Raw genomic sequence first — 15,613 nt, 5'->3', positions numbered from 1 at the left:
ACCCAACTGCCGAATGGTCGGGCGAATGCGCTTCCCGAGCTTGATATAAAGCTTGACCGCTCGAATACGGTCTTCGTATGAATACATGAACTACCTCCAAGTAGTCCAAGTTATTGTCCGCACCCCCGCGTTTGTATCAAATTCTTACCCACTCTGTTCGTTTGCTAGCTGAATTGACCCTGTCAGTTTGATCCGCCTTCCACTTCCTGGCGAAGGCGGCCACCCGGTCATACGACCCTTCAAATCCCAGTTCTTTTAGATCGAGATGAAGCTGCTTTAAGCTTCGTCGCTGCTTACGATTTTTTCCCGCTTCGGTTTTAAGCCAGCTTGAAAGCTGTAATGCATACTGATCGATGGTGCTTGTTGTTTGTCTATCCGCATAGGCTGGCTCTGTGACTTCAGAGCGCAGATAGCGACGGACAGTGTTGCGAGAGATGCCCAGTCGTCTGGCAATCTCCCGTAATGGAATCTGGTCACGAATGTGCCAGCGTCGAATAATACCTAGTAACGCCACGTCAATCACTCCTGTCCCCTACTCATCAAGATAAGTAAGATTGTGTGCTAAACGTGGGTCAATATTAGATGCAAATTATCCAGCAAAAGTGGAGGTCAATTTTCAGTGCAAATCAACACATCGAATCTTGAGCGTAAGTTTTAATAGCCTTTTCGCTGTTATTTTTATTTAATGCCTCCGAATTATTTTTTGAAACTTCATTTGCATTTCTATTCAAGTCTTCACAAGATAAGACAAGCTGTTTCCGGTTACACTTTGTTAATCGGGAATACGAGGGCGTTGCAACGACCGCACAATTTTTATTAATCCGAATATTAAAAAGCAAAGAAAGATAAACGCCAATCCAGAAATTATTTTCATTTTTTTCTTATCTTGTCTCCAAGATTCAAAGGAGCGATTTTCTTTACCGATGTGATAGACAATTTTTACATCTTCAAGGTTGTTTAACATTTTCGTCACTTGATCAACCTCCGCAACAGAAATTTGAAGAATCGATTTATTCAACCAATTAATTTCTGGCGGCGCTGCGCTTGATTTGTCAAAATACCTAAAAACGAGGAATTCTTTGCTTTCAGGTTCCGTAGATTTATGAACGTATACATAAACCGCTGAATCACTGCTACTGGTATCACAAACAGTGTAGTGCGCAGACGCAATTAAGCCAGAACCATTGGCAACCTGCGGTAATTTGTCATGCATACAACTCGAACTAGACTTACCCTGAGGATCTAGCATGTTAGGCAATAAGTAAAAATAAAATGAAATCCCTACTGCACATAACACACATAACGCCAATGCAAAATATTTTAAGGTTTTCCTATAACGACTTTCCATATACGAACCGCCTTTTTTTAATTTGAACAATTAAAACTCGTCATTGTGGGCAACCGCAAGTTAAATGACCTGAATTAGCCGCATTCCAGCCGCTGCTCCACCATTCTCCCCAATTGTTACTTCCAGCATTTCCAGATTTCGCAGCACCATAAATATTTCCAATTGCTTTGGTAGCCCACAAAGGCACACCCGCCCCGTTCATGTACACACCAACACCGAAATTAGAAGCGTCGGAATATGCACGAATAAAATCTGAGCCACTTCGTTGATAGTCATATGTCCCAAATTGGCCAATAGAACCTAATCCTTTTGTGGAATCCCATCCATTACGCTGACCTGCAGAATATTCATCGCCCAAATTCCACCCAGGAGGTAAATAATACTCTTTACCTTCAGGAGTTTTGCACTTAACAGCATCTTTTGGAATGTCACGGATGATTCTGGTAATACTAGGAACGGCTGGCGGCATGGGATTAAAATCGGGCCACGGCGTACCTCCTGGGAAAGCTTGCAAACCTTTTGCGTCTATACCACTAACCGGATTCGCCCCCACATACCCATAGGTAGTCATGCCCCCTGCCAAACCTATCGGGTCAGATTCTACATAGCGTCCCGTTCTCGGATCATAGTCCCTGAAGTAATTGTAATGCAGTCCTGTTTCCTGGTCGAAGTATTGACCTGCAAAGCGGATATTAAACGTGAATTTGCTGGTCGCATTCGTTGGCTGCTCATTAGGCAGTGTTTCCCCAAACGGGGCACTATCCCAGCGCCATACTTCTGTCCCTGAACTATCGGTGATGACCCTGGGTGTATCCAGGTGGTCAGTGTGGATGTCATACATTTTTACCGCATGACCCGCCACCGTGACAGGTGTCGAGATGCGGCTTGCCCCCAAGATTGTCTGTGGCTTTTGCCGTCAGGCTATAAGTGCCACTGGTGACATCATTCCAGTTGAAACGATATGGCGCAGTGGTGACGGTGCTTAATAAGCTGCCGCCATTATAGAATTCCACTTTGGCGATGCTGCCATCGCTGTCGGCAGCTGTCGCATTCAGAATGATGGTGGCTGGGGCGGTGGCATTCACCGAGTTGGTCGTCAAACTGACGATGGGGGGGATTGCGTTATACGGCCCCTTGTATTCCCTTAAACTTATACATCTAATTCATTGTTTAGCATCACCAGTCAGTTTACTCAACATAGAATTCTTTTGTTCTTGAGAAGCTGTACTTGTTCTAATGCTCTGTAATTCCGCCTGTTTTTCTTTCTCTGACATTGATCGGAATTTATGCAAATATTCATCCATCATTGCAGGCTCGCCATTAAGCGCGCCTATGTACAACCAGTAATCTGCCATACCGAATTGATGGCGATCAATGTACCTCTGACGCAAATTTTTTATCGCAGTAAAATCTCCAGTATTTGCAAGCTCCACCATTGGATCGATAGGGATATCATCACCCGTTCGTCTTCTGACTTGAAACAGTAGCGAATACAAAACCCAACAAATGATTGTTACTAACAAAATTATTTTAATGGATTTGAGCACGAACCTACCTCTTGATTGTACAAGTACCAAAACAATTCCCAAAAAATGCAGATCGGATGTAATGTTATCATCCAACCGAATGGTTCACGTCCCCATGCTCTGCTTTTTCAATCAATGCATTTAGCCCTTTTTGAGATAAAACCATAGGATCTTGAGTGTAAGTTTTAATTGTCTTTTCGCTGTTATTACTTTTATTCAATACCTCCGAATTATTTTTTGAAACTTCATCAATATTTCTATTCGAATCCTCACAATAGAAGACAACAGAAGAATTGCATATAAATAACGCAAAAACACCACATATAAATTTATTCATATTTGTCAAAAACTGGTCGCTCCCTTGACTGACATAATTCAGTTGCAACATCGAAAACTACAAAGCCCCTCTATCAATGCGCTTACTCAAAATAATAGACGTAGATGTCTGCCTCACCCCATCCAGCGCACCGATCTGGTCGAGTAATTTGTCCAGTGTTTCTGTCGTGGCGCAGCGCAGGGTCAGCATGTAGTCGATGGCGCCGCTGACGGCGCACAGGGTTTCGGTTTCTGGCAGTTGTTGCAGGAACTTGATCAAGCCTGCTGCATAACGTGCTTCAACCGACAAGCCCACGTAGGCGCGCACGGCGGGCTGCACCATTTTTTGGTTCAGTTTCAGGCCATATCCGGCAATCACTTCGCGTTTTTCCAGCGCAGCGATCCTGGCAATCACTGTTGTGCGGGCGATGCCTACCGATTTGGCGATGGTAGTCACTGGCAGGCGTGCATTATCCATCAGCAGGGCCAGTATTTTGTGGTCTATGTCATCGAGGTCTGGTTTCATATCGTCATATTGATGTATTTAATCGACATATTATCTCGCCACTTCACATTTTGACGATAACTTAACCACTATTATCTGACAAAACTAAGGCCTACACTGAACCATCATTCTTTTAACAACATTTATAAAGACTTGGAGACAGACATGGCCACAAAATTAATTCTCTTGGGCGCAGGCAAGATTGGCGATGCAATTCTTAACTTGCTGTCACATACTGGCGATTATCAAATCACTGTTGCTGACCGTGACCCAGAGCGCCTGAAATATGTAGAGCAGGCAGGCTTCCCGAATACCCGCATCGTGCAAGCCGATTTGGGCGACAAGGCTGCGGTCACTGAACTGATACGCGGTCACAAGGTGACGATGTCGGCATGCCCTTATTTTTTAACGCCCATCATTGCCGGCGCTGCGCGTGAAGCCAATTCCCATTATTTTGATTTGACTGAAGACGTGGAAAGCACACGTATCGTCAAGCAACTGGCTGAAGGCGCAGATTGCGCATTTGTGCCGCAATGCGGCTTGGCACCGGGCTTTATTTCCATCGTCGCCAATGATGTGGCAAAACGTTTTGAAACCCTGCGCGATGTCAGCATGCGTGTAGGTGCCCTGCCTACCTTCCCGAATAATGCATTGAAATATAACCTGACATGGAGCACGGACGGCCTGATCAATGAATATTGCAACCCTTGCGAAGCGATCGTTGATGGCCAATTGCGTGAGACTGCGGCATTGGAAGAAATTGAACATTTCTCTCTCGATGGTATCGATTATGAAGCCTTCAATACATCTGGCGGCCTGGGTACTTTGTGTGAAAGCCTGGAAGGTAAAGTACAGAACCTGAATTACAAAACCGTGCGTTACCCCGGTCACCGCGATATTGTCAAAGTACTGATACGCGACCTGCAACTGGGCAAACTGGAACGCCGCCCCATCTTGAAAGAAGTCATGGAAACAGCGATTCCCATGACCAAGCAAGACGTGGTCCTGGTATTTGTGAGCGTAGTAGGTATGCGTGATGGCCGCTTGGAGCAGGAATCTTATGCCAAGAAAATTTACGCACAACAAGTGAATGGACAATTGCTGTCGGCCATACAACTGACTACGGCATCAGGCATATGCGCGATGGTTGACCTGGTTGTCACAGGCAAGTTACCGCAGCATGGCCTGGTACGTCAGGAGCAAGCCAACCTGCCAGATTTTCTGGCGAACCGTTTCGGGCAATACTATACAGTCTAAGCCTGTTGAGCTTGACGGCGTTACAATATGCGCCTGGCGACCCGCCCATCGAAAAATTCACATGCTTGCGTCACGCCCTATCAAGGCCCCTGCCGCAAGCAGGTATGTATCTGAGGTTAAAGACAATGGCTAACACGACTCTTGAAGCAATCTTGCAGGAACTCAGCATCAATCTGAGCGACTATCAGGGAACAGACATTCACAGCGTTTCACCAATCAACGGCGAAACCCTGGCCAGCCTGCGCGCTGATTCAGCAGATGAAGTAAAGCAGCGCATTGATCGTGCGCATGCTGCATACTTGCAATGGCGCAATGTGCCGGCACCACGCCGCGGTGAACTGGTGCGTCTGTTTGGCGATGAATTGCGTATCCACAAAGAAGCACTGGGCAAACTGGTGACGTTGGAAGCAGGGAAAATCCTGCAAGAAGGCCTGGGCGAAGTGCAGGAAATGATCGACATCTGTGATTTCGCTGTTGGCCTGTCACGTCAGTTATACGGCCTGACGATAGCCTCTGAACGCCCTGGCCACCGCATGATGGAACAATGGCATCCGATAGGCGTGGTCGGTGTCATTTCTGCATTCAACTTCCCGGTGGCCGTATGGGCCTGGAATGCTGCACTGGCCTTTGTTTGCGGCAATAGCGTGACCTGGAAACCATCGGAAAAAACACCGTTGACCGCCATCGCCACGCATGCCCTGTTCATGAAAGCCGTAGCACGTTTTGGCAGCGATGCCCCTGCTGGCCTGGCAGAACTGATTATCGGCGCACGCGATACTGGTGCGCACATGGTGGAAGACAAACGTGTCGCCCTGGTCAGCGCAACAGGCAGCACCCGTATGGGCCGCCAGGTGGCAGAAGCCTGCGCCAAACGTCTGACTCGCACCATTCTTGAATTGGGCGGCAACAATGCCATGATCGTTGCCCCTAGCGCAGACCTGGAAATGGCAGTGCGCGCCATCACTTTCTCTGCTGTTGGTACGGCAGGACAGCGCTGCACAACATTGCGCCGCTTGTTCGTCCACGACAGTATTTACGAGAACCTGGTACCGCGCCTGAAGAAAATTTATGGAGGGCTGCCTGTTGGCAATCCGCTGGAAAAGACGACGCTGGTTGGCCCCTTGATTGATGCGGCATCGTTTGATGCCATGCAAAGCGCACTGGCTGTTGCCAAAACAGAAGCCGGGCATGTATTTGGTGGTGAACGTGTTGAGGTCAGCGACAACAGCAAGGGCTTCTATGTACGCCCTGCCCTGGTGGAAATGCCGGGGCAAACCAAATCCATGCACCATGAAACTTTTGCCCCCATCATGTACATTGTGCGTTACAGCGATTTGCAACAGGCAATCAACTGGAATAATGAAGTACCGCAGGGCTTATCTTCCTCCATCTTCACAACTGATTTGCGCGAAGCAGAAACTTTTGTTTCCGCCTCAGGCAGCGATTGCGGCATCGCCAATGTCAATATCGGCCCTTCCGGTGCTGAAATCGGCGGCGCGTTTGGTGGCGAGAAAGAGACTGGCGGTGGACGTGAGTCGGGTTCAGATGCATGGAAAGCCTACATGCGTCGCACCACCAACACGTTTAATTACAGCAACTCCCTGCCATTGGCACAAGGTATCAGCTTTGATATCTGATCTTGTTGACTTATCTCATTGACTGATCTGCACCTGATGCATTGAAGCAAAAGACCGTCTTCTGGCGGTCTTTTGCTTTATGTGTAGAGAAAATAGCCTTACAATTTATAGTGAAATCGATATCTACAGAAGCAGCACACCAAGATCATGAAAAAAGCAGTCTCTTGTGCATTCATCAATCATCTTGAGCAATTACCCAATGTCGGCAAGGCAACTGTTGCCGATTTGCATTTACTGGGCATCACCACGCCACAGCAATTGAAGGGACGCGACCCCTACCAGATGTACGATGCGCTTTGTACCGCGACAAAAGTGAGGCACGATCCCTGTGTCTACGACGTTTTCATTTCCATAGTAAAATTCATGAATGGCGAACCGCCTCTGGCCTGGTGGCATTACACCGCAGAGCGCAAGGCGTACTTGCTATCCCCCTCCTCACTCTAAGCCTATTCCTGACAAGATTACTCAAGTTTGCTATACTTGACCAAAATGCTCAACAATTCAGGGCATTCAGCATTTCCTGGCAAGAAGTACCCCGGAGTAAGAATATGCGATTGACCACAAAAGGACGTTTCGCCGTGACGGCAATGATTGACCTGGCTTTGCGGCAGGACAAAGGACCGGTCACGCTTGCTGGCATCAGCCAGCGGCAAGACATCTCGCTGTCTTATCTCGAACAATTGTTTGGCAAGCTGCGCCGCCATGAAATCGTTGAGTCTGTACGTGGCCCTGGCGGCGGCTACAATCTTGCCCGCAAGGCACAGAATGTCACAGTGGCAGATATCATCATTGCTGTTGATGAACCCCTGGATGCAACACAATGCGGCGGCAAGGGAAATTGCCATGGCAGTGACCATGAAAACGGCCTGCATTGCATGACGCATGATTTATGGGCGACGCTGAACGCCAAAATGGTCGATTACCTGGATTCGGTTTCACTTCAGGATCTGGTCAATCAGCAAAGACAGAAAGCCTCGGAAAACCATATTATTGTCATGCACCCCAGCCATGCCAGTCATATTGCCTCTTGAATATTTGGAGTTTTGAATGAACGCCCCTTTGGAAAAAAGCCTGATTGATACGCTGAAATCACCACACTTCCCTATTTACATGGATTACTCGGCAACGACGCCTGTTGACCCACGGGTTGCTGACAAGATGATCCCGTTTTTGCGTGCGCAATACGGCAACCCGGCATCGCGCAGCCATATGTATGGCTGGGATGCGGAAAAGGCTGTTGAAGATGCGCGCGCGCAGGTGGCTGACCTGGTCAATGCAGACCCGCGTGAAATCGTCTGGACTTCTGGCGCCACAGAAAGCAATAACCTGGCACTCAAAGGTGCGGCAAATTTCTACAAAGCCAAGGGCAAGCACATCATTACGGTCAAGACCGAACATAAAGCCGTGCTGGATACCGTACGCGAACTGGAGCGCCAGGGCTTTGAAGCAACCTACTTGCAACCAGGCGACAATGGCCTGATCACCATTGAGCAGTTAAAAGAAGCGATTCGCCCTGACACCATACTGGTATCCGTGATGTGGGTGAACAATGAGATCGGCGTTATCCAGCCTATCGCTGAAATTGGTGAATTATGCCGCGAAAAAGGTATAGTGTTCCATTCCGATGCGGCGCAGGCTACTGGCAAAGTTGTGATTGACCTGGAAAACACCAAGGTGGATCTGGTTTCGTTTTCTGCCCACAAAACTTATGGTCCCAAAGGTATAGGTGCCCTGTATATTCGCCGCAAACCACGCGTGCGCCTGGAAGCGCAAATGCATGGTGGCGGTCATGAGCGCGGTTTCCGTTCCGGCACACTGGCAACCCATCAAATTGCTGGCATGGGTGAGGCTTTCCGCATCGCCAAGGAAGAAATGGACAGTGAACTGACCCATGTACGCAGCATGCGTGACCGCCTGGCAAAAGGTTTGCAAGAAATTGAAGAAACCTATGTCAATGGTGACATGGACCACCGCGTACCGCATAACCTGAACGTCAGTTTCAACTATGTGGAAGGTGAATCCTTGATCATGGCGATCAAGGATATTGCTGTTTCATCCGGCTCTGCCTGCACATCAGCCAGTCTGGAACCTTCCTATGTCTTGCGCGCACTGGGCCGCAGCGATGAGTTGGCGCACAGCTCGATACGTTTCACCATCGGCCGCTTTACGACAGAAGAAGATATCGATTTTACGATCAACCTGCTCAAGACCAAGGTTGCCAAATTGCGCGAATTGTCACCGCTGTGGGATATGTACAAGGACGGCATTGATATCTCTACCATTCAGTGGGCTGCGCATTAATTCATATTCATTGCGTATTTGAAAAACGCACTTGAAAAAACGCATTTGAAAAATCAAGGAGCATCAAAATGGCTTACTCAGAAAAAGTTTTAGATCATTACGAAAACCCCCGCAATGTCGGCGCTTTTGACAAAGGCGACGATACTATAGGCACCGGCATGGTGGGCGCGCCTGCGTGTGGCGATGTCATGAAATTGCAGATCAAGGTTGGCGCTGATGGCGTTATCCAGGATGCCAAGTTCAAGACTTATGGCTGCGGCTCTGCCATTGCCTCGTCTTCACTGGTGACTGAATGGGTCAAGGGCAAGACCCTGGATCAGGCTCTCGAAATCAAGAATACAGCGATTGCTGAAGAACTGGCCCTGCCGCCCGTAAAAATTCACTGTTCCATCCTGGCTGAAGATGCAATCAAGGCAGCTGTGCTTGATTACAAAGCCAAACATGGCGCTGAGCAAGCTGCCTGATTTGCAACAACTGGCGACACAGGCACGGCAATATTGGTAAAACTGGAATCAACATGGCTATCACACTCACAGAAAAAGCAGCAAAACACGTCACCCGTTATATGGAGCGCCGCGGCAAGGGCATAGGCCTGCGTTTTGGCGTGCGCACCACGGGCTGCTCTGGCATGGCGTACAAGCTTGAATATGTAGATGAAATCGGCAATGACGATGAAGTGTTTGAGTCCCATGGCGTGAAGGTGTTTGTTGACCCGAAAAGCTTGCCATACATTGATGGCACAGAACTGGATTTTGCCCGCGAAGGCTTGAACGAAGGTTTTAAATTCTACAACCCCAATGTCAAGGATGAATGCGGCTGCGGTGAAAGTTTCAGGATTTAAGGCCAGTCTGCATGCAAAATCATTTTGAACTTTTCCAGCTACCACAACGATTCGCACTGGATCAGGCTCAACTGGATGCTGCTTACCGTGAAGTACAGAATACGGTGCATCCAGACAAATTTGTACAGGCCAGCGAAGCCGAGAAAAGGGTAGCCATGCAATGGGCTACCCAGGCCAACGAAGCTTACCAGGTCCTGAAAAAACCGCTGAAACGCGCACGCTATTTATGTGAATTGCAAGGCGTGGATTTGCAGACCGAGTCCAATACTTCCATGCCTGGCGCCTTTCTGATGCAGCAAATGGAATGGCGGGAAACCTTTGAAGATGCGGTACGCGACAACAATCAGGCTGCGCTGTTGCGACTGGAGCGCGAAGTGAACAGCGCATTAAGAACGCAATTGCATGCGGTTGGAGAAGCGCTGGATCTGCGTCAGTTTCAGGAAGCTGCGCAACAGCTCCGCGCCTGCATGTTCCTGGAAAAATTCATTGCCGATATCGTAGCAATCGAAGAGTAATTTCGAATAACCCTGCAAGTCCGCGCAAGATAATTGGCGCGATGAGCATTTTTCGATGGTCCGCCATCAGCATTTCACCATGGCTTTATTGCAGATTTCTGAACCTGGCATGTCCACTGCCCCGCACCAGCACAGGCTGGCAGTCGGCATCGATTTAGGCACGACCAACTCCCTGGTTGCGACGGTACGCAACAGCATACCCGAAGTATTGAATGACGAAGAAGGCCGGCCATTGCTGCCATCCATTGTGCGCTACCTGCCGAACGGTCATGCCCACATAGGCTTCAAGGCGCAGGCAGAGCAAAGTAATGACCCAAAAAACACCATTGTTTCAGTCAAGCGCTTCATGGGACGCGGGCTGAAAGATATCGCCTACGCTGAAAACCTGCCCTACGATTTCCATGATGAACCTGGCATGGTGCAACTGAAAACCGTTGCCGGTATCAAAAGCCCAGTGGAAGTTTCTGCGCAAATCCTGGCAACTTTACGCCAGCAGGCAGAAGATGCGCTGGGTGATGATCTGGTCGGCGCAGTCATCACTGTTCCCGCCTACTTTGACGATGCCCAACGCCAGGCCACCAAGGATGCGGCAAAACTGGCTGGCCTGAATGTCTTGCGCCTGTTGAATGAACCGACCGCGGCGGCGATTGCCTATGGTCTTGACAATGCATCCGAAGGCATTTACGCCGTGTTTGACCTGGGTGGCGGCACGTTCGATATTTCCGTCCTGAAAATGAGCAAGGGCATATTCGAAGTATTGGCCACTGGCGGCGATTCTTCTCTCGGTGGCGATGATTTTGATCACCGCCTGTTTTGCTGGATTTTACAAGAATCCAAACTCCTACCTTTATCAGATGAAGACACCAGCACCTTGATGGTGAAAGCGCGAGAAGCCAAAGAAACCCTGTCAAACAAACCCAGCACCTTCATCGATGCGAAATTAAATTCTGGCGAAAGCGTGCATTTGCAAATCAGCGCCACCGCATTTGCAGAGATGACGCAAAACCTGGTGTTGAAGGCAATCACCCCATGTCGTAAAGCCTTGCGCGACGCTGGCTTGACCATAGATGATATCGATGGCGTAGTACTGGTCGGTGGCGCAACGCGCATGCCGCATGTGCGTAAAGCCGTTGGTGAGTTTTTCCAGACCACGCCACTGGCAAATATTGATCCTGACAAAGTAGTTGCCCTGGGTGCGGCCATACAGGCCAACCTGCTGGCTGGCAACCGCGCTCCTGGTGACGACTGGTTGCTGCTGGATGTCATCCCTTTGTCTCTGGGTGTGGAAACCATGGGTGGACTGGCAGAAAAAGTTATTCCCCGTAATTCCACGATACCTTGTGCGCGCGCGCAGGAATTCACCACCTTTAAAGATGGTCAGACCGCCATGGCGATTCACGTGGTGCAGGGCGAGCGCGAGCTGGTCAGCGAATGTCGCTCTCTGGCACGCTTTGAATTGCGCGGCATCCCGCCGATGGCTGCTGGCGCTGCGCGCATACGCATCACTTATCAAGTCGACGCTGATGGCTTATTGTCAGTTTCTGCCCGCGAATTGCGTTCTGGCGTAGAAGCAGCTATCTCTGTCAAACCGTCATACGGCCTTGCTGATGATGATATTACCCGCATGCTGCAAGATTCGTTTGCATCGGCAGATAACGACATGCAGGAACGTGCATTGCGCGAAGAAAGTGTGGAAGCAGAGCGCATTTTATTGGCAACGCAATCCGCCTTGAGCGCCGACGCCCAGTTGCTTAATGAAGCCGAACAGGTTTCGATACAAGAATTGATGAAGACAGTCAACGAACTGAAATCAGGCAAGGATCACCAGCAATTACATGCAGCGATTAAAGCGCTGGCACAAGGTACGGAAGAATTTGCTGCTCGTCGCATGGACCAGAGTGTGCGCAAAGCTCTTGCCGGCAAAAAACTGGATGAAATTGCCTGAAGTTGCCTAACCCTATTGAGAAAAACATGCCACAGATTATTGTTTTACCCCATCCCCAGCTTTGTCCTGAAGGCACTGTAATCGATGCGCCTGAAGGCAAGTCTTTGTGTGAAGCTTTGGTAGAAAGCGATGTTGAAATCGAACATGCCTGCGAAATGTCGTGTGCCTGCACGACCTGTCACGTTGTCATCCGTGAAGGCTTTCAGTCATTAAATGAATCCACTGACGACGAAGAAGATTTGCTTGACGCTGCATGGGGCCTGGAATCCACATCACGCCTGTCTTGCCAGGTCAAGTTGGGCAAGCAGGACATCACCATAGAAATCCCGAAATACACCATCAATCACGCGCGCGAAAATCATTAGGGCAAGCCATGAAATGGACAGACACCTACAGAATTGCCGAAGCCCTGAGCGATAAATTCCCTGATATCGATCCGCTGACGGTTCGTTTTACCGATTTGCATAACTGGATCGTTGACCTGGAAGAGTTTGACGACGATCACACACGCGGTGGCGAAAAAATCCTGGAAGCCATACAAATGGCCTGGATAGAAGAAAGCAAATAAGCGAACTGCGTCCGTCCCTACACTGTGAAAGCTCTGCAACATCAGGGATCAGGACAACCACTTGTGTCACGCATAGTCCCAAATTTGCACGCTTTTAGACGGACTATGTAAATTTGTGCACATATACTGTATGCGCAAGAATCATAACTTGCTGAAACGCAAAAAACCTTTTAGTATTTTAGAATTGTTTGTGCGATCATCAGATCACCAATACCTTTAGTTGTGTCTGATCAGTAAATGATTGTCTGCGCAGAGCGCCAAAGCGCTCCGGCAGACTATGCCTACCGGGAAGTGTTGCACAAGGATCTTGCAATGCAGTTTCGACATCTTTTATCCGCACTACGCAGCCGCATTACGCTCAGACTTGCGATCATACTGGCAGTTGTATTTGGATTAACAGTTCCCGCCGCCATTCTCATTCCTTACCACTTACACACGATAGAAACCGCTGCCCAGGTACGCAATGCGGAAGACCATAACCGCCTGGTAGAAATTCTGTCCGTCATCCTGAGTGAGCCTTTGTGGCAAATCACCCCTGAAATTGCAAATATTTCCAGTGAAGTCGTGTATTCCGACCCCCGAGTGGCAACAATAGAAGTCATTACCCTGCCTGACCGCAAAGAGTTCATCAAGAACGATACCCGCAAGCAAACCCAAAAAGGGCCATTCACCAGCATGGTCAGGGAAATCAAGCATGGTGGCCAGGTCATAGGCCAGGTCAGGTTGACGCTGGCTGAAGATCTGTTGCAAGAAAGCCTGGCTTCTGATTTCCGGCGCTACGTGACTACTGCCGTCCTTTCACTGATACTGGCTATCTTGTTTATCTTGCTGGTATTGCAATGGCGTCTGGTGCAGCCAGTGCGGATATTGATGGGGCAGTCAGACCGACTGGCCAATGGCGAACTGAATGACCCTATCGCCTTGAACCGCGAGGATGAGCTGGGTCACCTGGCAACCAGCCTGGAAGCAACACGACAGGCTTTGCAACGCTCGTTTGGCGAACTGGAAATCAAGAACCAGCAATTGCTGGAATACTCCGGGACTTTGGAATCCAAAGTCAGGCAAAGAACCCAGGAACTGGAAACCGTGAATCAAAACCTGGAAGCGGCGCTGACCAATGTCAATTCTGCTCAGGCAGAACTGGCCCGGGTTGAGCGCATGGCTGCGCTGGGTTCCATGGTGGCTGGCGTTGCCCATGAACTCAATACGCCCCTTGGCAACTGCCTGCTGGTGGCCAGCACGCTCGAAGAAGAGACCAGACACCTCGTCAAGATGGTGGAAGAAGGCAAAATGCGCAGGTCAGACCTGACCCGCTATGCCAATACGGCTGTGGATTCAACCAAGCTGTTGTTGCGTGGCTTGCAGCAATCTGCCCATCTTGTCGGCGACTTCAAACAAGTCGCCGTGGATCAGTCCAGCGCACAACGCCGTCAGTTCGCCCTGCTGGTCATGTTGCAGGAACTGACAGCCCTGCTGCATTCCAGCTTGCGCAAAACACCGTTTACGCTGGAACTGGATATTCCGGCAGAGATACAACTTGATAGCTACCCAGGCTTGCTGGGCCAGGTTTTCACCAACCTGGTCAATAATGCCGTTGCCCACGGACTGGAAGGCCGCGAAGAAGGCCATATGCGCTGCACAGCTGAAAAACAGGGCGAACAGGTCATCATTATTTTCGAAGACAATGGCAAAGGTATTTCCTCCGACATCATCAACAGAATATTCGAGCCCTTCTTCACTACCAAGTTTGGCCAGGGTGGCAGTGGCCTGGGCCTGAGCATTACCTTCAATATCATTTCCAACGTCCTTGGTGGCAGCATTCATGCGACCAGCATCGTTGGTGAAGGCACACGCTTTGAAATCAAGCTTCCGCTAGTCGCTCCGGGCGAACCGGAATCATCCAATCCTTTGTTAAGTAAACGTTAATTTTTTGATTATTTCAATGTAGACGCCAGGTGGACGGCATCCACGGCGGTAGCAATTTGATTCAATCGACGTATATTTTGACACCTAAGGTATACTAGTGCCTCAGACAACACCGTTTTTAATTCCCCATGCGTCAATATCTGGACTTCATGCGTCATGTGAAAGAACATGGCACGCGCAAAACTGACCGTACCGGCACCGGTACCCTGTCTGTGTTCGCACATCAAATGCGCTTTGATCTGAACGAAGGCTTCCCTTTGCTGACGACCAAGAAACTGCACCTGAAGTCTATCGTGCATGAACTGATCTGGTTTCTGGCTGGTTCAACCAATATCAAATATCTTAAAGACAATGGCGTTTCCATCTGGGACGAATGGGCTGATGCCAATGGTGACCTTGGGCCGGTCTACGGATCGCAATGGCGTAGCTGGCCAACGCCTGCTGGCCAGCATATAGACCAGATCAAGCAAGTCATTGAACAGATCAAGAACAACCCTGACTCGCGCCGCTTGATTGTGTCAGCATGGAATGTGGCCGACATCCCGCACATGAAACTGCCCCCTTGCCACGCGCTGTTCCAGTTTTATGTGGCCGATGGAAAACTGTCCTGTCAGTTGTACCAGCGCAGTGCAGATATTTTCCTTGGTGTTCCCTTCAATATTGCTTCATACGCTTTACTGACCCATATGGTGGCGCAACAGACCGGCCTCGGTGTCGGCGATTTCATATGGACAGGTGGCGACTGCCATCTGTATTCAAATCACATGAACCAGGTGGAAGAGCAATTATCGAGGACTACCCTGCCCCTGCCCAAACTGCTTATAAAACGCCAGCCGGATAGCATATTCGATTATCGCTATGAGGATTTCGAATTCCTGGATTACCAGTTCCATCCAGCCATCAAAGCACCGGTTGCTGTTTAAAAAAGT

At 49.3% G+C, this 15,613-nt stretch carries 19 protein-coding genes and 1 pseudogene; 13 read left to right on the top strand and 7 right to left on the bottom strand.

Annotated features, from left to right (window positions below; translation table 11 throughout):
- Window positions 1-196: 196 nt before the first annotated feature.
- The 7 genes and pseudogenes from ACO0LH_RS13435 to ACO0LH_RS13405 form a co-directional block, all read right to left on the bottom strand.
- Window positions 197-523: pseudogene (locus ACO0LH_RS13435) on the bottom strand (helix-turn-helix domain-containing protein); the annotation flags it as partial.
- Window positions 524-772: 249 nt separating this feature from the next.
- Window positions 773-1,348, bottom strand: coding sequence for a hypothetical protein (locus ACO0LH_RS13430; RefSeq protein WP_422941595.1), 576 nt, complete (start codon window positions 1,346-1,348; stop codon window positions 773-775).
- Window positions 1,349-1,388: 40 nt separating this feature from the next.
- Window positions 1,389-2,189 carry an RHS repeat domain-containing protein gene (locus ACO0LH_RS13425; protein WP_422941594.1) on the bottom strand — a complete coding sequence of 267 codons (801 nt, stop codon included), beginning with the start codon at window positions 2,187-2,189 and terminating at the stop codon, window positions 1,389-1,391.
- Complete coding sequence (locus tag ACO0LH_RS13420) at window positions 2,182-2,448, bottom strand: Ig-like domain-containing protein (RefSeq protein WP_422941593.1); 267 nt, start codon at window positions 2,446-2,448, stop codon at window positions 2,182-2,184. The genes ACO0LH_RS13425 and ACO0LH_RS13420 overlap by 8 nt, the downstream gene beginning before the upstream one ends.
- A gap of 63 nt (window positions 2,449-2,511) precedes the next feature.
- Window positions 2,512-2,895 (bottom strand): hypothetical protein, encoded by a 384-nt coding sequence (locus tag ACO0LH_RS13415; RefSeq protein WP_422941592.1) that lies wholly within the window; start codon window positions 2,893-2,895, stop codon window positions 2,512-2,514.
- A gap of 67 nt (window positions 2,896-2,962) precedes the next feature.
- A complete protein-coding gene (locus ACO0LH_RS13410; protein ID WP_422941591.1) occupies window positions 2,963-3,211 on the bottom strand; it encodes a hypothetical protein in 249 nt (82 codons plus the stop codon).
- Between the two features lie 57 nt (window positions 3,212-3,268).
- A complete protein-coding gene (locus ACO0LH_RS13405) occupies window positions 3,269-3,715 on the bottom strand; it encodes an Lrp/AsnC family transcriptional regulator (protein ID WP_422941590.1) in 447 nt (148 codons plus the stop codon).
- A 144-nt stretch (window positions 3,716-3,859) separates the two neighbouring features.
- Between ACO0LH_RS13405 and ACO0LH_RS13400 the strand changes: the two genes are divergently transcribed.
- From ACO0LH_RS13400 to ACO0LH_RS13340, 13 genes are all read left to right on the top strand, one after another.
- Entirely contained in the window at window positions 3,860-4,951 is a 1,092-nt protein-coding gene (locus tag ACO0LH_RS13400; RefSeq protein WP_422941589.1) for a saccharopine dehydrogenase C-terminal domain-containing protein, read from the top strand.
- 125 nt (window positions 4,952-5,076) lie between these two features.
- Window positions 5,077-6,588 carry an aldehyde dehydrogenase family protein gene (locus ACO0LH_RS13395; RefSeq protein ID WP_422941588.1) on the top strand — a complete coding sequence of 504 codons (1,512 nt, stop codon included), beginning with the start codon at window positions 5,077-5,079 and terminating at the stop codon, window positions 6,586-6,588.
- A 147-nt stretch (window positions 6,589-6,735) separates the two neighbouring features.
- Window positions 6,736-7,032, top strand: a complete 297-nt coding sequence (locus ACO0LH_RS13390; RefSeq protein ID WP_422941587.1) for a helix-hairpin-helix domain-containing protein — start codon at window positions 6,736-6,738, stop codon at window positions 7,030-7,032.
- A 104-nt stretch (window positions 7,033-7,136) separates the two neighbouring features.
- The gene (gene iscR / locus ACO0LH_RS13385) at window positions 7,137-7,619 is read left to right on the top strand and encodes a Fe-S cluster assembly transcriptional regulator IscR (RefSeq protein WP_422941586.1); all 483 of its coding nucleotides are present in this window, start codon (window positions 7,137-7,139) and stop codon (window positions 7,617-7,619) included.
- Window positions 7,620-7,635: 16 nt separating this feature from the next.
- Window positions 7,636-8,889 (top strand): IscS subfamily cysteine desulfurase, encoded by a 1,254-nt coding sequence (locus tag ACO0LH_RS13380; protein WP_422941585.1) that lies wholly within the window; start codon window positions 7,636-7,638, stop codon window positions 8,887-8,889.
- A 68-nt stretch (window positions 8,890-8,957) separates the two neighbouring features.
- Complete coding sequence (iscU, locus tag ACO0LH_RS13375) at window positions 8,958-9,353, top strand: Fe-S cluster assembly scaffold IscU (RefSeq protein WP_422941584.1); 396 nt, start codon at window positions 8,958-8,960, stop codon at window positions 9,351-9,353.
- A gap of 53 nt (window positions 9,354-9,406) precedes the next feature.
- Entirely contained in the window at window positions 9,407-9,730 is a 324-nt protein-coding gene (gene iscA, locus ACO0LH_RS13370; protein WP_422941583.1) for an iron-sulfur cluster assembly protein IscA, read from the top strand.
- An 11-nt stretch (window positions 9,731-9,741) separates the two neighbouring features.
- Window positions 9,742-10,245 carry a Fe-S protein assembly co-chaperone HscB gene (gene hscB / locus ACO0LH_RS13365; protein ID WP_422941582.1) on the top strand — a complete coding sequence of 168 codons (504 nt, stop codon included), beginning with the start codon at window positions 9,742-9,744 and terminating at the stop codon, window positions 10,243-10,245.
- A gap of 79 nt (window positions 10,246-10,324) precedes the next feature.
- The gene (gene hscA, locus ACO0LH_RS13360; protein WP_422941581.1) at window positions 10,325-12,190 is read left to right on the top strand and encodes a Fe-S protein assembly chaperone HscA; all 1,866 of its coding nucleotides are present in this window, start codon (window positions 10,325-10,327) and stop codon (window positions 12,188-12,190) included.
- 26 nt (window positions 12,191-12,216) lie between these two features.
- Window positions 12,217-12,555, top strand: a complete 339-nt coding sequence (gene fdx, locus ACO0LH_RS13355) for an ISC system 2Fe-2S type ferredoxin (RefSeq protein ID WP_422941580.1) — start codon at window positions 12,217-12,219, stop codon at window positions 12,553-12,555.
- 8 nt (window positions 12,556-12,563) lie between these two features.
- Window positions 12,564-12,758, top strand: coding sequence for a Fe-S cluster assembly protein IscX (gene iscX / locus ACO0LH_RS13350; protein WP_422941579.1), 195 nt, complete (start codon window positions 12,564-12,566; stop codon window positions 12,756-12,758).
- 312 nt (window positions 12,759-13,070) lie between these two features.
- Complete coding sequence (locus ACO0LH_RS13345; RefSeq protein ID WP_422941578.1) at window positions 13,071-14,684, top strand: sensor histidine kinase; 1,614 nt, start codon at window positions 13,071-13,073, stop codon at window positions 14,682-14,684.
- Between the two features lie 128 nt (window positions 14,685-14,812).
- Window positions 14,813-15,607 carry a thymidylate synthase gene (locus ACO0LH_RS13340; protein WP_422941577.1) on the top strand — a complete coding sequence of 265 codons (795 nt, stop codon included), beginning with the start codon at window positions 14,813-14,815 and terminating at the stop codon, window positions 15,605-15,607.
- Window positions 15,608-15,613 lie beyond the last annotated feature (6 nt).

The organism is Undibacterium sp. TJN19, from assembly GCF_049339485.1.
Lineage (GTDB): Bacteria > Pseudomonadota > Gammaproteobacteria > Burkholderiales > Burkholderiaceae_D > Undibacterium.
This window is presented reverse-complemented; position numbering and strand designations above follow the sequence as displayed.